The 19561-nt window shown below is 61.6% G+C and carries 16 protein-coding genes; 7 read left to right on the top strand and 9 right to left on the bottom strand.

The window, feature by feature from the left end; translation table 11 throughout:
* Positions 1 to 1011: a class 1 fructose-bisphosphatase gene (locus QSV36_RS17960; RefSeq protein WP_289133589.1), complete on the bottom strand. Its 1011-nt coding sequence runs from the start codon at positions 1009 to 1011 to the stop codon at positions 1 to 3.
* Between the two features lie 194 nt (positions 1012 to 1205).
* Positions 1206 to 3656: a glycogen/starch/alpha-glucan phosphorylase gene (locus QSV36_RS17955; protein WP_289133588.1), complete on the bottom strand. Its 2451-nt coding sequence runs from the start codon at positions 3654 to 3656 to the stop codon at positions 1206 to 1208.
* Between the two features lie 185 nt (positions 3657 to 3841).
* Between QSV36_RS17955 and QSV36_RS17950 the strand changes: the two genes are divergently transcribed.
* The gene (locus QSV36_RS17950) at positions 3842 to 4246 is read left to right on the top strand and encodes a YkgJ family cysteine cluster protein (RefSeq protein ID WP_289133587.1); all 405 of its coding nucleotides are present in this window, start codon (positions 3842 to 3844) and stop codon (positions 4244 to 4246) included.
* A gap of 39 nt (positions 4247 to 4285) precedes the next feature.
* On the opposite strand, the gene QSV36_RS17945 is transcribed toward QSV36_RS17950, so the two are convergent.
* From QSV36_RS17945 to thiI, 3 genes are all read right to left on the bottom strand, one after another.
* On the bottom strand, positions 4286 to 5710 hold the full coding sequence (locus QSV36_RS17945; protein WP_289133586.1) for a PhoPQ-activated protein PqaA family protein: 1425 nt from the start codon (positions 5708 to 5710) through the stop codon (positions 4286 to 4288).
* A gap of 189 nt (positions 5711 to 5899) precedes the next feature.
* Positions 5900 to 7720 carry a translational GTPase TypA gene (gene typA / locus QSV36_RS17940; protein WP_225779565.1) on the bottom strand — a complete coding sequence of 607 codons (1821 nt, stop codon included), beginning with the start codon at positions 7718 to 7720 and terminating at the stop codon, positions 5900 to 5902.
* 127 nt (positions 7721 to 7847) lie between these two features.
* Positions 7848 to 9302, bottom strand: a complete 1455-nt coding sequence (gene thiI / locus QSV36_RS17935) for a tRNA uracil 4-sulfurtransferase ThiI (RefSeq protein WP_289133585.1) — start codon at positions 9300 to 9302, stop codon at positions 7848 to 7850.
* 491 nt (positions 9303 to 9793) lie between these two features.
* Between thiI and glnA the strand changes: the two genes are divergently transcribed.
* The 4 genes from glnA to ntrC all read left to right on the top strand — a co-directional run bounded on the left by glnA (position 9794) and on the right by ntrC (position 15052).
* Positions 9794 to 11200, top strand: coding sequence for a type I glutamate--ammonia ligase (gene glnA / locus QSV36_RS17930; RefSeq protein ID WP_170033280.1), 1407 nt, complete (start codon positions 9794 to 9796; stop codon positions 11198 to 11200).
* 157 nt (positions 11201 to 11357) lie between these two features.
* Positions 11358 to 12263 carry a gamma subclass chorismate mutase AroQ gene (gene aroQ, locus QSV36_RS17925; RefSeq protein ID WP_289133584.1) on the top strand — a complete coding sequence of 302 codons (906 nt, stop codon included), beginning with the start codon at positions 11358 to 11360 and terminating at the stop codon, positions 12261 to 12263.
* Between the two features lie 270 nt (positions 12264 to 12533).
* The gene (gene glnL, locus QSV36_RS17920; protein ID WP_225779568.1) at positions 12534 to 13619 is read left to right on the top strand and encodes a nitrogen regulation protein NR(II); all 1086 of its coding nucleotides are present in this window, start codon (positions 12534 to 12536) and stop codon (positions 13617 to 13619) included.
* The gene (gene ntrC / locus QSV36_RS17915) at positions 13616 to 15052 is read left to right on the top strand and encodes a nitrogen regulation protein NR(I) (RefSeq protein WP_225779569.1); all 1437 of its coding nucleotides are present in this window, start codon (positions 13616 to 13618) and stop codon (positions 15050 to 15052) included. The genes glnL and ntrC overlap by 4 nt, the downstream gene beginning before the upstream one ends.
* Positions 15053 to 15431: 379 nt before the next feature.
* Here the strand turns inward: ntrC and QSV36_RS17910 are convergent, their stop codons facing one another.
* The gene (locus QSV36_RS17910; protein ID WP_289133583.1) at positions 15432 to 15869 is read right to left on the bottom strand and encodes a hypothetical protein; all 438 of its coding nucleotides are present in this window, start codon (positions 15867 to 15869) and stop codon (positions 15432 to 15434) included.
* Between QSV36_RS17910 and trmL the strand changes: the two genes are divergently transcribed.
* On the top strand, positions 15868 to 16329 hold the full coding sequence (trmL, locus tag QSV36_RS17905; protein WP_289133582.1) for a tRNA (uridine(34)/cytosine(34)/5-carboxymethylaminomethyluridine(34)-2'-O)-methyltransferase TrmL: 462 nt from the start codon (positions 15868 to 15870) through the stop codon (positions 16327 to 16329). The genes QSV36_RS17910 and trmL overlap by 2 nt on opposite strands.
* 164 nt (positions 16330 to 16493) lie before the next feature.
* Here the strand turns inward: trmL and secB are convergent, their stop codons facing one another.
* Genes secB through QSV36_RS17890 form a run of 3 tightly spaced genes read right to left on the bottom strand, consistent with a single transcriptional unit; the run spans position 16494 to position 17688 of the window.
* The gene (secB, locus tag QSV36_RS17900; RefSeq protein ID WP_170033292.1) at positions 16494 to 16979 is read right to left on the bottom strand and encodes a protein-export chaperone SecB; all 486 of its coding nucleotides are present in this window, start codon (positions 16977 to 16979) and stop codon (positions 16494 to 16496) included.
* 39 nt (positions 16980 to 17018) lie between these two features.
* On the bottom strand, positions 17019 to 17273 hold the full coding sequence (grxC, locus tag QSV36_RS17895) for a glutaredoxin 3 (protein WP_003249204.1): 255 nt from the start codon (positions 17271 to 17273) through the stop codon (positions 17019 to 17021).
* A 1-nt stretch (position 17274) separates the two neighbouring features.
* Positions 17275 to 17688: a rhodanese-like domain-containing protein gene (locus QSV36_RS17890; protein WP_225779572.1), complete on the bottom strand. Its 414-nt coding sequence runs from the start codon at positions 17686 to 17688 to the stop codon at positions 17275 to 17277.
* Positions 17689 to 17891: 203 nt separating this feature from the next.
* Here QSV36_RS17890 and gpmI point away from each other — a divergent pair, with 203 nt between their 5' ends.
* Positions 17892 to 19427, top strand: a complete 1536-nt coding sequence (gene gpmI, locus QSV36_RS17885; protein ID WP_289133581.1) for a 2,3-bisphosphoglycerate-independent phosphoglycerate mutase — start codon at positions 17892 to 17894, stop codon at positions 19425 to 19427.
* Positions 19428 to 19561 lie beyond the last annotated feature (134 nt).

Genomic DNA, 19561 nt, shown 5'->3' with positions numbered 1-19561 from the left:
TTACTCCTTGTGGTAGGCGGTGACGCGCTCGACCTCTTCCTTCGAGCCGAGAATCACCGACACGCGCTGGTGCAGGCTCTCTGGCTGGATGTCGAGGATGCGATCGTAACCGTTGGTGGAAGCGCCGCCAGCCTGCTCGATGATGAACGACATCGGGTTGGCTTCGTACATCAGGCGCAGTTTGCCCGGCTTGCTCGGCTCGCGGGCGTCACGTGGGTACATGAACAGGCCGCCACGGGTGAGAATGCGGTGCACGTCGGCCACCATCGAGGCGATCCAGCGCATGTTGTAGTTCTTTTTCAGCGGGCCGGTCTCGCCTGCCAGCAGTTCGCCCACGTAGCGCTGGATCGGTGCTTCCCAGTGGCGCTGGTTGGACATGTTGATGGCGAACTCGGCGGTGCTTTCCGGCACGCGGATGTTCTCGTGGGTCAGGACGAAGCTGCCCAGCTCGCGGTCCAGGGTGAAGCCCTTGACGCCGTTGCCCAGGGTCAGGATCAGCATGGTCTGCGGGCCGTAGATGGCATAACCGGCGGCGACCTGCTGGGTGCCTGGCTGCAGGAAGGCTTTTTCGTTCAGGGTCTCGTTCTGGCTCAGGTACTCGTTAGGGCAACGCAGTACCGAGAAGATGGTGCCGACCGACACGTTGACGTCGATGTTGGACGAGCCGTCCAGCGGATCGAAGACCAGCAGGTAGGCACCTTTCGGGTACTTGCCCGGGATCTGGTAGGCATTGTCCATTTCTTCGGAGGCCATGCCGGCCAGGTGCCCACCCCACTCGTTGGCCTCCAGCAGGATATCGTTGGAAATCACGTCCAGCTTCTTCTGGACTTCGCCCTGCACGTTTTCAGTGCCCATGCTGCCCAGTACGCCACCGAGGGCGCCTTTGGACACGTGATGGCTGATTTCCTTGCACGCACGCGCCACCACCTCGATCAGGAAGCGCAGATCGGCAGGGGTATTGTTGCTGCGGGTCTGCTCAATCAGATAGCGACTCAGGGTAACGCGGGACATGTATGGCTCCGAAAGGATTGGCGGGATAAAAACCCACGCAGTTTACAGGGAGAGTTGCAGGCTAGCGAGTGATGAGACTCGCCACGGCTCTCAGACGGCACAATAGGTCGGTAGTTCAGCGTGCGCCAGGCCGACGGTCTGGTCATGGGCCTGTTCACGGGCAATGCCCGCGAACAGGCCAGTCCAGGCTCGAATCAATCCAGAGCCTTCCAGATCTCGCTGGCATATTCGCGAATGGTCCGGTCCGACGAGAACCAGCCCATCCGCGCGGTGTTCAACACCGCCATGCGCCACCACTCCTGCGGTTTGTGCCACAGCTCCTCGACCCGTCGCTGGGCATCCCAGTAGGCGTCGAAATCGGCACACACCAGGAAGCGGTCATAGGCCACCAGCCCATCGATCAGCGCGGTGTAGCGCGATGGGTCATCCGGCGAGAACACCCCGCTGCGAATGGCTTGCAGCACATCGTTCAGGCGGCTGGACGCGGCAATCGCCGCAGTGGCGCCGAAGTCCCCGGCGCGCCGCCGCGCTTCCACCTGCTGCGCAGTGAGGCCGAAGATGAACATGTTGTCGGCCCCGACCTGCTCGCTCATTTCCACATTGGCGCCATCCAGGGTGCCGATGGTGAGCGCGCCGTTCAGGCCGAACTTCATGTTGCTGGTACCGGACGCTTCGTAGCCGGCGGTTGAAATCTGCTCGGAAAGGTCCGCCGCCGGAATGATGCATTCGGCCAGGCTGACGTTGTAGTTGGGCAGGAACACCACCTTCAGCAGGCCACGTACCGTCGGGTCGTTGTTCACCACCCGGGCAATGTCGTTGGCCAGTTTGATGATCAGCTTGGCCTGGTGATAGCTGGCTGCGGCCTTGCCGGCGAAGATCTTGACCCGCGGCACCCAGTCGGTACCCGGGTCGTTGCGCATGGCCTGGTACAGCGCCACGGTGTGCAGCAGGTTGAGCAACTGGCGCTTGTACTCGTGGATGCGCTTGACCTGCACGTCGAACAGCGCCTCGGGATTCACCGTGACGCCCAGGCGGTCCTGGATGATGCTGGCCAGGGCACGCTTGCTGTGCAGGCGCTGGGCAGCGAACTGCTTGCGGAAAGCGCCTTTTTCGGCGAACGGCACCAGGCCGGCCAGGCGCCCTTCAGGGTCATCCAGCAGCTCAGGGCCCAGCGCCTCGACCAGCATGGCCGTGAGCTGCGGGTTGGACTGGTACAGCCAGCGGCGGAAGGTGATGCCGTTGGTCTTGTTGTTGATCCGTTGCGGGTAGAGTTTGTGCAGCTCGGCGAACACCGTGCTTTTCATCAGTTTGCTGTGCAGCGCCGAAACCCCGTTGACGCTGTGCGAGCCGAGAAATGCCAGGTTGCCCATGCGCACCCGACGGCCATTGTCTTCCTCGATCAGCGACACCGCCCGCAACACATCGAAGTCATGCAGGCCTTTGGCCCGTAGCGCATCGATATGGTAAGCGTTGATCAGGTAGATGATCTGCATGTGCCGTGGCAGCATCCGCTCCATCAGCGCCACCGGCCAGGTTTCCAAGGCTTCGGGCAACAACGTGTGGTTGGTGTAGGCCAGGGTACCCACCGTCAGCTCCCAGGCGGTATCCCAGGGAATTTCATGCTGGTCGACCAGCAGGCGCATCAGCTCGGCCACGGCGATCGACGGGTGGGTGTCGTTGAGCTGGATGGCCGCCGCGTCGGGCAGGTTGAGCAGGTTGTCATGCATGTTCAGGTGACGCCGCAGCAGGTCCTGCAGCGACGCCGAGACGAAAAAGTACTCCTGGCGCAGCCGCAGCTCCTGGCCGGCCTCGGTGCTGTCGGCCGGGTAAAGTACCCGCGAGATGCTTTCGGCCCTAGCCACCTCGGCTACCGCGCCAAGGTGGTCACCGGCATTGAAGCGCTCCAGGTGCAGCTCTTCCAGCGCCCGCGCACGCCACAGGCGCAGGGTGTTGACGCTGGATCCGCGCCAACCGACCACTGGCGTGTCATAGGCCACCGCCCGCACGGTCTCGCCCGGCCACCACACCTGGCGCTGCTTGCCGTGGGTGTCATGCACCGTTTCGACGCTGCCGCCAAAGCTGATCGGGTAGATCACCTCGGCGCGCTCGAATTCCCAAGGGTTGCCGAAATCCAGCCAGTTCTCGGTCTGTTCCTGCTGCCAGCCATCGACCATGGCCTGGCGGAACAGCCCATGCTCATAGCGGATACCGTAGCCGTGGGCAGCAATACCGAGGGTCGACATGCTCTCCATGAAGCACGCCGCAAGGCGGCCCAGGCCGCCGTTGCCCAACGCTGCATCGGGCTCGAGCAGGCGGATCCGCTCCAGGTCCACATCCAGGCCTTCCAGCGCATCGCGGGCAATGTCGAGCAGGCCCAGGTTGCTGAGGCTGTCATACAACAGGCGGCCGATGAGAAATTCGAGGGAAAGGTAATAGACCCGCTTCTGGCTACGGCGATAAGCCTGCCGGGTGTGGTCCATCCAGTGATCGACCATGTGATCGCGCGCGGCCAGGGCGATGGCTTCGAACCAGTCGTGGTCGAAGGCATGTTCCGGGTCCTTGCCGACCGCGTAGGTCAGCTTGTCCAGTACAGCGGCGCGAAATTCGGCCACCTCGGCGTCACGAGCTTTGGGTTCCTGGGACATGCGGCATCCTCGGGCAAGTTGACGAAAACGGAGGGAGACTTCTGAGCCTAGACCCTTCGACAGGGAGTGACAGTTACCGTTCGCAGTTTTCATGCCCACTCTGCGATTCCGGCAAAAGGTTGTTCATAAATTGAACAATTCCGGTATGATCGCGCGCCCCAAGACCGTGATACACCCTCATAACGATGAAAACGACCCTGATCGCCGCGGCCGAAGTCGACCGCCTGGAGACCTGGCAGCGCTACACCAGCAACATGTGCCATGGCTGCCATTCGACCTGCTGCACCCTGCCAGTGGAGGTGAAGATCAAGGATCTGATCCGTATCGGCGTGGTCGACGAATTCGAAAAAGACGAACCGCCGAAGAACATCGCCAAGCGCCTGCAGAAAGAAGGCATCATCGAACGCTTCAACCAGAAATCGGGAATCTTCACCCTGACCCGCATGAGCAACGACGACTGCCTGTACCTGGACCGCAAGAGCCGCCTGTGCACCATTTACGACAAGCGTCCGGATACTTGCCGTAACCATCCCAAGATTGGCCCGCGCCCGGGGTACTGTGCCTACAAACCCAAGGTGGCCACGCGCTAGGCGCGTGCCTGCGTAGCTGTACGCAGGCAGGCCAGCTCTTCACCTTGCGTCAGCAGGGAAGCTTCTGCACGCGCCTCCCTGTTGTGCTGGCGGATGGACGGGAGAGGTCCGTGGCAACACATTCACCGCGCTGGTTGCAATGAAGCCGTCTGCGAACCTCGCCTCGACAAAATGTGCCTGCCAGCCCTCGGCCGGTGGCAGGCGCTGCAAAGTGAAGTGTTGCGCAGGAACCAGCGTCTCGGACTGATAGCGCACCCCACAGGCATGGCGGAAGTCGCGGTCGCGACGGTTGCTTGCCGTCCATACCTTCAGCGCTACCGGCGGTTCGGAGAGGTCGACGTCGAAATTTCCAGATTGCATGTTTGCCGACATCTGCACACTGGGCAGAGACACGCCATCGCGCAGGCGCGTTACTGCCGGCACCAAGGTGCTGAGTACCGCCTGGCGCACTCCGCCATGGTCTGAGTTCGGCAATACCCTGAGGCTGGTCTGGCCGGGCAGGCGCTGCTGATAATCGGTTACAGGATCCGGGGCGAAAAAATCATCGCCGCTGGCAGAAATCAGGTATTTGGGCATGGCCAGGCGCTGCCCTGGCTCGTTCAGGTACTGCATGGGGTCCATCATTGACATCAGCCGGTCGAAAGCGGGGCTACCCAGTTGCTGCAGCACGCCGGCCTGCTGGTATGGCCACAGCGCCAGCGGCCAGTGGCCGCCATAGCGCATGCGCAGGCCCCTGAGCATCTCCGAGGTGTCAGCGATGCCGATGACACTGGGTACGATGGCCATTACCCGCTCATCAGCCAATGCGGTCAGCCATGCACTCCAACCGCGCTTGGAGGCACCCGTGATGATGAAGTGCTCGACCGTCAGCCCTTGCTTTCGCAACTCCAGCTCGGCCAGATCCATCGCCCGGCTTGCCGCAGCGGCCATCGGCACATGCAATGGCAGCTCCGGCGCAGCGCCTCGCAGCGAATGCGCCCAGGTATGGGCCACGGCATCGTCCTCACGCATCGGCTGTTCGGCGTCATCGAAGGTCACATACTGGTTGGGCACGTCGCTGATCATGACCACCGCGGTACGCGTCTCAAGGGCCAGCTCGCGGAGCACTTCGCGCGTATAGTCCGGTGCTTGCGCCGGCCCGTGGCGCACGCCGTTGTTCACCACCAGCAAAGCCTTGCCAGGCACGGCATCCAATGGCCTGTGCAATTCGACATCATGCTCCCACCGGCGGGGTGCTACCACCGGAGCGGGTGTCCATGACTGGGAGACCATCTGCAAACGCCGGAAGGTGTAGCCAGGCCCGATAGCCTCTTCGAGCAGCGTGTACTCCAATGGCGTCTGCCGCACATTGCCGATATGGCAATGGACGACTTTCTGCGGATGCAGGCCGCTGCAGTCTTGCAGGGCACTGGCATGGAAACTGGCCAGCAGGCAAGGGACGGCCAGTGCAAATCGGCACTTCATGAGCATGCTTCCTGGGCAAGAAAGCAAGTCACGTTATGGTGCTCTGGAGCGGCTCGCAAGGCGCCGACCGCCTCAAGAGATACGACTTACATCGGCTTAAGAGAAGGATTACAAGACCTTCCGCTACATAAACAAAAACGCCCCCGGCCTTGCGACCGGGGGCGTTTTCTTTCAGCTCAAGCTAGACGATCAAGCCTTGGCTTTCTTGGCAGCGCGGGTACGCTCGCCTTCGTCCAGGATCTTCTTGCGCAGGCGGATCGACTTCGGCGTGACTTCGCACAGCTCGTCGTCCTGGATGAATTCCAGGGCCTGCTCCAGGGTGTGGCGAACCGGCGGCACCAGGGCGATGACTTCATCCTTGCCCGAAGCACGCATGTTGTCGAGCTTCTTGCCTTTGGTCGGGTTCACGCCCAGGTCGTTGTCACGGCTGTTCAGGCCGATGATCTGACCGTTGTAGATGTCCTGGCCGTGCTCGATGAACAGCTTGCCGCGCGCCTGCAGGGTTTCCAGCGAGTAGGTCAGCGCCTTGCCGGTCTCGATCGAGACCAGTACACCGTTCAGGCGGCCGGACATATGGCCTGGCTTCATGGTGTCGTAGCGATCGAAGATCGAGGTCAGGATGCCGGCACCGTTGGTCAGGGTCAGGAACTGGTTACGGAAACCGATCAGGCCACGAGCAGGTACGTTGTACTCCAGACGTACACGGCCCTTGCCATCCGGCGCCATGTTGGTCAGGTCACCTTTACGCAGGCCCATTTCTTCCATGACCTTGCCCTGCGATTCTTCAGGGATGTCGATGGTGACGTTCTCGTACGGTTCCTGCTTGACGCCGTTGACCTCGCGGATGATCACTTCAGGACGGCCTACAGCCATCTCGAAGCCTTCACGACGCATGGTTTCGATCAGTACCGACAGGTGCAGCTCACCACGGCCGGAAACCTTGAACTTGTCAGCCGAGTCGCCTTCTTCAACGCGCAGGGCAACGTTGTACAGCAGCTCCTTGTCCAGACGTTCCTTGATGTTACGGCTGGTGACGAACTTGCCTTCCTTGCCGCAGAACGGCGAGTCGTTGACCTGGAAGGTCATCGAAACGGTCGGCTCGTCAACGGTCAGCGGCTTCATGGCTTCGACGTGGTTCATGTCGCACAGGGTGTCGGAAATGAACAGCTCGTCGAAACCGCTGATGCAGACGATGTCGCCAGCAGTGGCTTCTTCGACGTCGACGCGGTGCAGGCCGTGGTGGCCCATCAGCTTCAGGATACGGCCGTTGCGCTTCTTGCCTTCGGTGTCGATGGCGATGACCGGGGTGTTCGGCTTGATGCGGCCGCGGGCGATACGACCAACGCCGATCACGCCGAGGAAGCTGTTGTAGTCCAGTGCCGAGATCTGCATCTGGAACGGGCCGTCGACGTCAACGGTCGGGGCCGGTACGTGGTCGACGATGGCCTGGTACAGCGGGGTCATGTCTTCGGCCATGTTGGTGTGGTCCAGGCCGGCGATGCCGTTCAGGGCCGAGGCGTAGACAACCTGGAAGTCCAGCTGGTCGTCGGTGGCTCCGAGGTTGTCGAACAGGTCGAAGATCTGGTCCAGAACCCAGTCAGGACGCGCACCCGGGCGGTCGACCTTGTTGATGACCACGATCGGCTTCAGGCCGGCTTCGAAGGCCTTCTTGGTTACGAAGCGGGTTTGTGGCATCGGGCCATCCTGGGCGTCGACCAGCAGCAGCACCGAGTCGACCATCGACATTACACGCTCAACCTCGCCACCGAAGTCGGCGTGGCCGGGGGTGTCGACGATGTTGATGCGGTAGTCGTTCCAGCGGATGGCGGTGTTTTTCGCCAGGATGGTAATGCCGCGCTCTTTTTCCTGGTCGTTGGAGTCCATCACGCGCTCGTCGTTGAGCTCGTTACGCTCCAGGGTGCCGGACTGGCGCAGGAGTTTGTCGACCAGGGTGGTTTTACCATGGTCAACGTGGGCGATGATGGCGATGTTACGCAGATTTTCGATCACAACTGTATCTCGATCAGAGGATTCGGTTGCCGCCAGTGTAGGCGGCGAATATGTACGCTTTGAGGCTCAGCGGGCCCGATGGTCGGGAGGGCGATGGCGGATGCTGCCGCCATACAGCCCTGGCGTCTTATGCCGGACGATAAACACGCACATTGGCATGTCCCTCACTGAGCAGGTGGTGTGCGTGCAGACGGCTCATCACACCTTTGTCGCAATACAGCAGGTACTGGCGGTTGGCGTCCAGGTGCTTGAACTTGCTGTTGATCGCGTAGAACGGCATGGCCTGGACTTCGATACCGTCCAGCACCAGAGGTTCGTCTTCCTGGGCATCGGGGTGACGGATATCGATGACGATCTGGCCAGGCAGCGCCTCGGTCACTTCCTCGATTTCGATGTCCTTGCCCAGCTCATCGATCACGTGGTCGATGGAAATCAGCCTGGCGCGCTCCAGGGCGCGTTCCAGCACGGCCATGTCGAACTGCTTCTCTTCATGCTCCATGCGGTGGCGCTTGGCGTGGGTGGTCGGGTTGACCGAAATTACGCCGCAATATTCAGGCATGTGCTTGGCGAAGTCGGCGGTGCCGATCGCATAGGCCTGGTCGATGATGTCCTGCTTGTGGCTGGCCAGCAATGGGCGCAGCACCAGCTTGTCGGTAGCCGAGTCGATGATCGACAGGTTCGGCAGGGTCTGGCTGGACACCTGGGAAATCGCCTCGCCGGTGACCAGTGCGTCGATCTCCAGGCGGTCTGCCATATGGGCCGCACCACGCAGCATCATGCGCTTGAGCGTTACGCCCATGTAGCTGTTGTCGACCTTGTTGAGGATCTCGCCGACCACCTCTTCGAACGGCACGCTGATGAACAGCACGCGCTGGCTGCTGCCGTATTTCTTCCACAGGTAGTGGGCCACTTCCATCACGCCCAGCTCGTGCGCACGGCCGCCTAGGTTGAAGAAGCAGAAGTGGGTCATCAGGCCACGGCGCATCATCTGGTAGGCCGCCACGGTGGAGTCGAAGCCACCGGACATCAGCACCAGGGTCTGCTCCAGGGCGCCCAGCGGGTAGCCGCCGATGCCCTGGTGCTGGTTGTGGATCACGTACAGGCGCTGGTCGCGGATTTCGATGCGCACCACCACTTCCGGTTTTTTCAGCTCGATGCCTGCCGCACCGCACTGCTGGCGCAGCTGGCTGCCGACGTAGCGGTCGACGTCCATCGAAGTGAAGTCATGGTGCCCGCCGCGCTTGCAGCGCACGGCAAAGTGCTTGCCGGCCAGCAAGTGGCCGAAGTGGTGCTTGCACTTGGCAACGATGTCGTCGAAGTCACCCAGTGGGTACTCCTCCACCTGCAGGAAATGGGTGATACCCGGGGTGCAGGTGAGGCGCTCGATCATCTCGCGCTGGACTTTCTCGTCTTCGACGCGGGTGACCACTTCGAGATTGTCCCAGACACCCTCCACCGCGAGCTCAGGGTCGAGGTCCTTGAGCACGTTGCGGATGTTCTTGCCGAGCTGGCGGATGAAGCGCTTGCGCACCGGCCGGCTCTTGATGGTGATTTCTGGGAAGACTTTGACGATAAGTTTCATTGGTTAACAGCGCGCGCAGGGCCTGCCGAAAATGAGGGGCGCGAATTATAGCGGAAATTGCTCAGGATTTGACCAACTTTTGATCAGAAGCTTTCAGATAAATGCAGGAGGCGGGTTTAGCCTTGCCTGTTCCGGCCCCTTTCGCGGGTGAACCCGCTTCCACAGGGCCCCCATCCCTTTCCAAGGTTGTGCTATCCCATGTGGGAGCGGGTTCACCGCGAAGAGGCCCTGAAAGAAAGCACACCACTAAATCAACGCACACTATTGGTGCATTGCTGCCAAAATTCGCATCTTAAGGGTGCACTTTTCCCCGTCATCCCTATGCCAGATGCTCGCAAACGCCCCTTTTTATCCCGCACTCGCCATTTTCGGGCACTGGCATGCAATTTGCTCCCTTGTGAGGCAGGTACGCTTGGCCGACTATCCGCGCCCGGCAACACCCTTTTTCCAGGGCAGCGGCCCACCGCGCCCTAGACCATCCGGAGGACAACATGTCGAAGTCGGTTCAACTCATCAAAGATCATGACGTCAAGTGGATTGATCTGCGTTTCACGGACACCAAAGGCACTCAGCACCACGTGACCATGCCGGCGCGTGATGCGCTGGACGACGACTTCTTCGAAGTCGGCAAGATGTTCGACGGTTCCTCCATCGCTGGCTGGAAAGGCATCGAAGCCTCCGACATGATCCTGATGCCGGTCGATGAAACTGCCGTGCTGGACCCGTTCACCGAAGAGCCGACCCTGATCCTGACCTGCGACATCGTCGACCCGTCGAGCATGCAGGGCTATGACCGTGACCCACGTGCCATCGCCAAGCGCGCCGAAGAGTACCTGAAGAGCACCGGCATCGGTGACACCGTATTCGCCGGCCCGGAGCCAGAGTTCTTCATCTTCGACGAAGTGAAGTTCCAATCGGACATTTCCGGCTCGATGTTCAAGATCTTCTCCGAGCAAGGCTCGTGGATGACCGGCGCTGATATCGAAGGTGGCAACAAGGGCCACCGTCCGGGCGTGAAAGGCGGCTACTTCCCGGTTCCGCCGTTCGACCATGACCACGAAATCCGTACTGCCATGTGCAACGCACTGGAAGAAATGGGCCAGACCGTCGAAGTCCACCACCACGAAGTGGCGACTGCCGGCCAGAACGAAATCGGCGTCAAGTTCAACACCCTGGTGAAGAAGGCTGACGAAGTACAGGCCCTGAAATACGTGGTGCACAACGTTGCCGACGCTTACGGCCGCACCGCCACCTTCATGCCGAAGCCACTGTACGGCGACAACGGCTCGGGCATGCACGTGCACATGTCGATCTGGAAAGACGGCAAGAACACCTTCGCGGGTGAAGGCTATGCCGGCCTGTCCGACACCGCCCTGTACTTCATCGGCGGTATCATCAAGCACGGCAAGGCCTTGAACGGCTTCACCAACCCGTCGACCAACTCCTACAAGCGCCTGGTCCCAGGCTTCGAAGCCCCGGTAATGCTGGCCTACTCCGCTCGCAACCGTTCCGCCTCGATCCGTATTCCTTACGTCGGCAGCCCGAAAGCCCGCCGTATCGAAGCACGCTTCCCGGACCCATCGGCCAACCCGTACCTGGCCTTCGCAGCCCTGCTGATGGCCGGCCTGGACGGTATCCAGAACAAGATCCACCCAGGCGATGCGGCCGACAAGAACCTGTACGACCTGCCGCCTGAAGAGGCCAAGGACATCCCGCAGGTTTGCGGCAGCCTGAAGGAAGCCCTGGAAGAGCTGGACAAAGGCCGTGCGTTCCTGACCAAGGGCGGCGTGTTCTCCGACGACTTCATCGATGCCTTCATCGAGCTGAAGAGCGAAGAAGAGATCAAGGTCCGCACCTTCGTCCACCCGCTGGAATACGAGCTGTACTACAGCTGCTGATCCGACAAAGTCTGATCATGACGGCCTCCTTCGGGAGGCCGTTTTCGTTCCTTCGCTTTAATCGCCCTTTTTCCTACAAAGCAAAGGGATGCCACTGACAGTTCCCCGCAGTAACGACTCTCAAGGTAGACGTCCACTCGTCAACGGACGCCATACCATGCGCAAGTTCATACCCGCAGTACTGACCCTATCCGCCTTCCTCGTCGGCTGCAGCAACCAACCCGGAGCGCTACAGACGCAAGTGCTTCATCGTGCTACCGGCAGCTGGGACGGCAAGCCCTACACCCACTACCCGGATGGACAGCCCGTGCTGTCACTGGTGGAAGTCAGCATTCCACCGAATACCACCCTCGACTGGCACTGCCACCAAGCGCTCAACCTCGGTTACCTGAAAGAAGGCGAGCTGGAAGTGGAAACCCGCAGCGGCAAGCGAACGACATTGACGGCAGGCAACACCCTGGCTGAGCTGGTAGGCGAGGTGCACCGCGGCAGAACGACACGACAGGCTGCCACGGTGATGGTCTTTCACGCCGCGAACGAGGAGCTGGCCTTTTCCACGCCGCAAGACCAGTGCCCAGGGCAACGGCCGCCGGCTGACGGGCCGCTGGACCTACTGCTCGATGATATCGAGCATCGCCTGGCAAGCGCCGAATCCGTGGCACTGCACAAATGGGATAAGGCTCAACCCGTGCAAGACAACAAGCGCGAGCTGCAGATCCTGAACGATGTACGCAACACCGCGTGGCGCTACCAATTGCCAGCCGACCGGGCAGCAGCTTTCTTCACCGACCAGATCGAAGCACACAAAATGATGCAATACAGCTTTCTTAACCGCTGGCACAGTCAAGGCCGTACACCTGACACACCTCGCCGGGACCTCCAGCAGGATCTACGCCCCGAACTGGATGCCCTGCAAGCCAGGCTACTGCAGCATCTGGCCAGCCTGCCCAGTGATACCGGTTCCGCTTGCAACCAACGGCTGGCGTCCTCGATCAACGAGCGTGGCTTGTCGCCATTGATGAAGCAGGCCATGGTTCGTGCCACTGGCCAGCTGTGCGATTAGCGCTGAAACCTCTATGCTCTAAATTGGTGCATTTAGCGGACCAGCGCCCCTGAATGCACCCCAAAAAAGAACACAAGAAACGTTACACCAGAACATTCTGGTGCAGAATTGCGCCATTCCTGGCCTTTCTCGGCTAAATCCGCTTCTTTTCGGAGCCTTGGTTTGTTTCTTGCATTTTCTGCAGGAAGACTGGAACCAGCGGATTCACTGCGCGGCCAATCATGCCCGCCCCACTGCCAGACAAGCGCCAAAAGAGGTCAACGACGCCTTATGACCATCAGCGATGCACAGCACCGTCTGCTTCTGGACAACCTGACCACCGCCACGCTCCTGCTCAACGCCGAGCTGTGCCTGGAATACATGAACCCGGCTGCGGAAATGCTGCTGGCGGTCAGTGGGCAGCGCAGCCATGGGCAGTTCATCAGCGAGCTGTTCACCGAATCGAGCGAGGCGCTCAGCTCGCTGCGCCAGGCAGTCGAACAAGCGCACCCGTTCACCAAGCGCGAAGCGCAGCTCACTTCGCTGACCGGGCAGACCATCACCGTCGACTACGCAGTAACGCCCATCCTGCACCAGGGCCAGACCTTGCTGCTGCTGGAAGTGCACCCGCGTGACCGGCTGCTGCGCATCACCAAGGAAGAAGCCCAGCTGAGCAAGCAGGAAACCACCAAGATGCTGGTGCGCGGCCTCGCCCACGAGATCAAGAACCCCCTCGGCGGCATTCGCGGCGCAGCCCAGCTGCTGGCGCGCGAGTTGCCCGAGGAAGGCCTGCGCGATTACACCAACGTGATCATCGAGGAAGCCGACCGCCTGCGTAACCTGGTCGACCGCATGCTCGGTTCGAACAAGCTGCCGTCGCTGGCCATGACCAACATCCACGAAGTGCTGGAGCGGGTCTGCAGCCTGGTGGAAGCGGAAAGCCAGGGCTGCATCGCCTTGGTGCGCGACTACGACCCCAGCCTGCCGGACGTATTGATCGACCGCGAGCAGATGATCCAGGCCGTGCTCAACATCGTGCGCAATGCCATGCAAGCCATCAGCTCGCAGAACGAGCTGCGCCTGGGCCGTATCACCCTGCGCAGCCGAGCCCTGCGCCAGTTCACCATCGGCCACGTGCGCCATCGCCTGGTGGCGCGTGTGGAGATCATCGACAACGGTCCCGGCATCCCCCCGGAACTGCAAGACACCCTCTTCTACCCCATGGTCAGCGGCCGCCCGGATGGCACCGGGCTGGGCCTGGCCATCACCCAGAACATCATCAGCCAGCACCAGGGCCTGATCGAGTGTGAAAGCCATGCAGGCCACACCGCCTTCTCGATCTACCTGCCTCTGGAACAAGGAGCCACCGCCTCATGAGCCGAAGTGAAACCGTATGGATCGTCGACGATGATCGCTCCATCCGCTGGGTCCTGGAAAAAGCCCTGCAACAGGAAGGCATGACCACCCAGAGCTTCGACAGCGCTGACGGCGTGATGGGCCGCCTGGCACGCCAGCAACCGGACGTGATCATTTCCGATATCCGCATGCCCGGTACCAGCGGCCTCGACCTGCTGGCGCAGATCCGCGAACAGCATCCGCGCCTGCCCGTCATCATCATGACCGCCCATTCCGACCTGGACAGCGCCGTGGCGTCATACCAGGGCGGCGCCTTCGAATACCTGCCCAAGCCATTCGACGTGGACGAGGCGGTCTCGCTGGTGAAACGCGCCAATCAGCACGCCCAGGAGCAACAAGGGTTGGACGTGCCGCAAAGCCTGGCACGCACCCCCGAGATCATCGGTGAAGCACCGGCGATGCAGGAGGTGTTCCGTGCCATTGGCCGCCTCAGCCACTCCAATATCACCGTGCTGATCAACGGCGAATCCGGTACCGGCAAGGAACTGGTTGCGCATGCCCTGCACCGCCACAGTCCGCGGGCGGCTTCGCCGTTCATCGCCCTGAACATGGCCGCCATCCCCAAGGATCTGATGGAGTCGGAACTGTTCGGCCATGAGAAAGGGGCATTCACCGGCGCGGCCAACCTGCGCCGCGGCCGCTTCGAGCAGGCCGATGGCGGCACCCTGTTCCTCGACGAGATCGGCGACATGCCCGCCGACACCCAGACCCGCCTGCTGCGGGTCCTGGCCGATGGCGAGTTCTACCGCGTGGGTGGCCACGTGCCGGTCAAGGTCGACGTGCGCATCATCGCCGCCACCCACCAGAACCTGGAGTCGCTGGTGCAGGCCGGCAAGTTCCGTGAGGACTTGTTCCACCGCCTGAACGTGATCCGCATCCACATCCCGCGGCTGGCCGACCGGCGCGAGGACATTCCCGCCCTGGCCCGTCACTTCCTTGCCCGAGCCGCCCAGGAACTGGCGGTCGAGCCGAAGATCCTCAAGCCGGAAACCGAAGAGTTCATCCGCAATCTGCCGTGGCCGGGCAACGTGCGCCAGATGGAAAACACTTGCCGCTGGATCACAGTGATGGCCTCCAGCCGCGAAGTACTGATCGGCGACCTGCCGCCCGAGCTGCTGAACCTGCCGCAGGACGCTGCACCGGTCACCAACTGGGAGCAGGCCCTGCGTCAGTGGGCCGACCAGGCGCTTACCCGTGGCCAGTCCAACCTGCTTGACAGCGCAGTGCCGAGCTTCGAGCGGATCATGATCGAGACGGCGCTCAAGCATACCGCCGGGCGTCGCCGCGATGCGGCGCTGCTGCTGGGTTGGGGGCGCAATACCCTGACACGCAAGATCAAGGAGCTGGGGATGAACGTGGCGGGTGGCGATGATGAGGAAGGTGATGACCATTAATCCTTGACCCGGTGCAACAACGCATTCGCGGGTAAACCCGCTCCCGCAGGCACGGCGCCGACCTTGAGGCTGGCGTTGTACCTGTGGGAGCGGGTTTACCCGCGAATGCTTTTGTAGCACCGCAATAGACACTGGCTCCACGCACCGATCCTGTGCCGAATGCACCGACCCAAGGCACAAATACCTTCAAAACCTGGCCAGATTCCCCTGAAAGCCCAATACTCACGGGCTTTTTCAAAGTTGGCACGCCCCCTGCAATAACTCTTGCATACCCAGTTTCGGGGGCCCTGGTACAGGCAGGCCGGGTGAACCCCTCTTTTATTCGCAACACCGCCCGTTTTGGGGACCTCGGTACAGGCAGGCCGGGAAATCCCCTCTTTTATTCGTGCAGCTTCACCTGCACCCGCCAGCGCCCAGCGTCCTCTGCACCGGCCCATTCGCCGTGCAGGGGGCGCGCGGCCACCACCGTCAGCAGCAAGCCTTCCTTGCTCTTCTGCACCTTCCAGCTCACCGGTTTGCCTTGCAGGCTCAGTTGCCCCTGCTGGCGCTTGCCCTGGGCCTGGAACAGCAGCGCCACCGTGCCTTCCACGTTCTCGCCGTGCAGCTGGGGCTCGGCGTTGAACCATAGCTCCAGGCCATCCTGCACCACCTGCACCTGCTGCAGTTCGCGCTCCTCAGGCGCGGTCAGGCGGCCGATCATCAGCCCCACCATGACCCCGACAATCGCCAGCGACAACATGACCCGCGGGAACGCCTTCGAACGCACGTCCGGTTCAGGGGTAGAATGCCCGTCATCTTCACGCTTGGAGCCGTGCATGTTTCACGTCATCCTTTTTCAACCAGAAATTCCGCCGAATACCGGCAACATCATTCGCCTGTGCGCCAACAGCGGCTGCGACCTGCACCTGATCGAGCCCATCAGCTTCGAACTGGATGACAAGCGCCTGCGGCGCGCGGGGCTGGATTACCACGAGTATGCCACGCTCAAGCGCCACGAGAGCCTGGCCGGATGCCTGGAAAACCTGGGCAACCCGCGGCTGTTCGCCTTCACCACCAAGGGTTCGCGGCCGTTCCACGAAGTGGCCTACCAGCCGGGCGATGCCTTCCTGTTCGGCCCGGAGAGCCGTGGCTTGCCGGCCGAAGTGCTGGACAGCCTGCCGGGCGAACAGCGCCTGCGTCTGCCGATGCGGCCAGGGTGCCGCAGCCTGAACCTGTCCAATACCGTGGCGGTGACGGTGTACGAGGCATGGCGGCAGAACGGGTTCGCCGGGAGCTGATCTTGTGCCCGTACCGGCCTTTTCGCGGGCATGCCCGCTCCCACAGATACAGCGCAGCACTTGAAAGCGGCGCCCTACCTGTGGGAGCGGGCGCGCCCGCGAAAAGGGCCGGCACAGGCAACAAAAAAGCGCCCCGAAAGGCGCTTTCCTGATACCGGCAGCGATTACTGCATGGTCGGCGCTTCGCCAGCTTCCTGCATGCGCTGCATTTCCTGCGCGTACAGGGCGTCGAAGTTGACCGGCGACAGCATCAGGGCCGGGAACGAGCCGCGGGTCACCAGGCTGTCCAGCGTCTCACGGGCGTATGGGAACAGGATGTTCGGGCAGAACGCACCCAGGGTGTGGCTCATCGAAGCCGCATCCAGGTTCTTGATCAGGAAGATACCGGCCTGCTGCACTTCAGCGATGAAGGCGACCTCTTCACCGTTTTTCACGGTAACCGACAGGGTCAGCACCACCTCATGGAAGTCACCTTCCAGGGCCTTCTGCTTGGTGTTCAGGTCCAGGGCTACGCTCGGCTCCCAGCTCTGACGGAAGATCTGAGGGCTTTTCGGGGCCTCGAACGACAGATCGCGCACATAGATGCGCTGCATGGAAAACTGAGGGCTGTTGTCTTCTGCAGCAGCGCCGTTGGTCTGTTGGTCAGTCATGGCTGGTCCTTATCCTAATGTTTTTGAATGCAGTGCAAATCAGGCCGCCAGCAGCGCGTCGAGCTTGCCGGCGCGCTCCAGGGCATAGAGGTCATCGCATCCACCGACATGGGTGCTGCCGATCCAGATCTGCGGCACCGATGTACGGCCGGCCTTCTGGCTCATCTCGGCACGAACCTGCGGCTTGCCGTCGACCTTGATTTCCTCGAAGGCCACGCCCTTGCTCTCGAGCAGGTACTTGGCGCGCATGCAGTAGGGGCAGTAGTCGCTGGAATAAACGATGACGGGCTTCATATCACTTCACCAGGGGCAGGTTATCGGCTTTCCAGCTGGAAACGCCACCACTCAGCTTGGCGGCGTTGTAACCAGCCTTGAGCAGCTCGCTGCAGATAGCACCGGACTGCTGGCCCATTGCGTCGACGACGATCAGGGTTTTCGCTTTGTGCTTTTCCAGCTCGCTCAGACGGTTGACCACTTTGTCCTGCGGAATGTTTATTGCGCCGACGATATGACCTGCGGCGTATTCCTTGGCCGGGCGGATGTCGAGTACCAGACCCTTGTCGGCATTGACCAGAGCGGTCAGCTGGCCATTGCTCAAGCTCTGGCCGCCACGGCGGATTTCATTGAGCAGCAGCAGGACCAGCAGAACAACGAAGATCGCAACCAGGATGTAGTGATCTGTCGCGAATTGAATCAGGTGAGCAACCATCAGCGGTGTTCCAGGCGATTGAAAATGCCGGCCAGTATACACAGCCCCTTAGTGCCACCAAAGCCCGACGGGCCGGCGGCAAAACCTTCTCCACCTCGCCCCCCTGCGCACGCCGGTCGGCGGATGGGACGAATATTCGCCGCCCGTGGCGTATTTGCCCTAAAATGCGTGTCTTTATCATCTTTGAACAACCGTGAGTTTGATTGATGAGTACGCCCAAACCCCTGGTCCTGATCATCCTGGATGGCTTCGGCCACAGCGAAAGCCCCGAATACAACGCCATCTACGCCGCCAACACGCCGGTCTATGACCGCCTGCGCGCCAGTCAGCCGCATGGCCTCATTTCCGGCTCAGGCATGGATGTCGGCCTGCCGGACGGGCAGATGGGCAACTCCGAAGTCGGCCACATGAACCTTGGCGCCGGGCGCGTCGTCTACCAGGACTTCACCCGGGTAACCAAGGCCATCCGCGACGGCGAGTTCTTCGAAAACCCGGTGCTGACCGCTGCGGTGGACAAGGCAGCCAGTGCCGGCAAGGCCGTGCACATTCTCGGCCTGCTGTCCGACGGCGGCGTGCACAGCCACCAGGACCACCTGATTGCCATGGCCGAACTGGCTGCGCAACGGGGCGCCGAAAAAATCTACCTGCATGCCTTCCTCGATGGCCGCGATACGCCACCACGCAGCGCGCAATCGTCCATCGAACTGCTCGATGCAACGTTCGCCAGGCTGGGCAAGGGCCGCATCGCCAGCCTCATTGGCCGTTACTACGCCATGGACCGCGACAACCGCTGGGACCGCGTCAGCGCCGCCTACAACCTGATCGTCGACAGCGCTGCAGAGTACACCGCCGACACCGCCCTGGCAGGCCTGGAAGCGGCCTACGCCCGTGACGAGAGCGACGAGTTCGTGAAAGCCACGCGCATCGGCGATGCGGTCAAGGTCGAAGATGGCGACGCCGTGGTGTTCATGAACTTCCGTGCCGACCGTGCCCGCGAGCTGTCGCGTGTGTTCGTCGAAGCGGACTTCAACGAATTCCCGCGCGCCCGCCTGCCCAAGCTGGCAGCCTACATCGGCCTCACCCAGTACTCGGCGAAGATCCCGGCACCTGCCGCCTTTGCGCCGGCCAGCCTGAACAATGTGCTGGGCGAGTACCTGGCGAAAAACGGCAAGACCCAGCTGCGCATCGCCGAAACCGAGAAGTACGCGCACGTGACCTTCTTCTTCTCCGGTGGCCGCGAAGAGCCGTTCGAAGGCGAAGAACGCATCCTGATCCCGTCGCCGAAGGTCGCCACCTACGACCTGCAGCCGGAAATGAGCGCACCGGAGGTGACCGACCGCATCGTCGAGGCCATCGAGCAGCAACGCTACGACGTGATCGTGGTCAACTATGCCAACGGCGACATGGTCGGCCACACGGGCGTGTTCGAAGCGGCAGTAAAGGCCGTCGAGGCCCTGGATGGCTGCGTCGGCCGCATCGTCGACGCGCTGGACAAGGTGGGTGGCGAAGCGCTGATCACCGCCGACCACGGCAACGTCGAGCAGATGGAAGACGAAAGCACCGGCCAGGCACATACCGCGCACACCACCGAGCCAGTGCCGTTCATCTATGTGGGCAAGCGCAACCTGAAAGTACGCGATGGCGGCGTGCTGGCCGACGTGGCGCCGACCATGCTGAAACTGCTGGGGCTGGAAAAACCGGCGGAAATGACCGGTACTTCGATCCTGGTCGACGCCTGATTCTGTGCATGGGCCGCGTTGCGGCCCTGTTTCCACATGAATTCCAGACAAACGCCTCCCTGCACCTGCAGCGAGGCGTTTTTTTTGCACGCCCGCGCGGGCATACTAGGCCAGTCTCCATCCTTGGTACGCCA

Source organism: Pseudomonas sp. BCRC 81390, from assembly GCF_030341915.1.
GTDB lineage: Bacteria > Pseudomonadota > Gammaproteobacteria > Pseudomonadales > Pseudomonadaceae > Aquipseudomonas.
Note: the sequence above shows the minus strand (reverse complement) of the source record. Positions and strands in the feature narration are given on the sequence as shown.

Excerpts from the sequence above, each read along its gene's own strand:
- QSV36_RS17960 (WP_289133589.1), bottom strand. The coding sequence starts at position 1,011 with ATGTCCCGCGTTACCCTGAGTCGCTATCTGATTGAGCAGACCCGCAGC.
- QSV36_RS17955 (WP_289133588.1), bottom strand. The coding sequence starts at position 3,656 with ATGTCCCAGGAACCCAAAGCTCGTGACGCCGAGGTGGCCGAATTTCGC.
- QSV36_RS17950 (WP_289133587.1), top strand. The coding sequence starts at position 3,842 with ATGAAAACGACCCTGATCGCCGCGGCCGAAGTCGACCGCCTGGAGACC.
- QSV36_RS17945 (WP_289133586.1), bottom strand. The coding sequence starts at position 5,710 with ATGAAGTGCCGATTTGCACTGGCCGTCCCTTGCCTGCTGGCCAGTTTC.
- thiI (WP_289133585.1), bottom strand. The coding sequence starts at position 9,302 with ATGAAACTTATCGTCAAAGTCTTCCCAGAAATCACCATCAAGAGCCGG.
- glnA (WP_170033280.1), top strand. The coding sequence starts at position 9,794 with ATGTCGAAGTCGGTTCAACTCATCAAAGATCATGACGTCAAGTGGATT.
- aroQ (WP_289133584.1), top strand. The coding sequence starts at position 11,358 with ATGCGCAAGTTCATACCCGCAGTACTGACCCTATCCGCCTTCCTCGTC.
- glnL (WP_225779568.1), top strand. The coding sequence starts at position 12,534 with ATGACCATCAGCGATGCACAGCACCGTCTGCTTCTGGACAACCTGACC.
- ntrC (WP_225779569.1), top strand. The coding sequence starts at position 13,616 with ATGAGCCGAAGTGAAACCGTATGGATCGTCGACGATGATCGCTCCATC.
- trmL (WP_289133582.1), top strand. The coding sequence starts at position 15,868 with ATGTTTCACGTCATCCTTTTTCAACCAGAAATTCCGCCGAATACCGGC.
- QSV36_RS17910 (WP_289133583.1), bottom strand. The coding sequence starts at position 15,869 with ATGCACGGCTCCAAGCGTGAAGATGACGGGCATTCTACCCCTGAACCG.
- secB (WP_170033292.1), bottom strand. The coding sequence starts at position 16,979 with ATGACTGACCAACAGACCAACGGCGCTGCTGCAGAAGACAACAGCCCT.
- grxC (WP_003249204.1), bottom strand. The coding sequence starts at position 17,273 with ATGAAGCCCGTCATCGTTTATTCCAGCGACTACTGCCCCTACTGCATG.
- QSV36_RS17890 (WP_225779572.1), bottom strand. The coding sequence starts at position 17,688 with ATGGTTGCTCACCTGATTCAATTCGCGACAGATCACTACATCCTGGTT.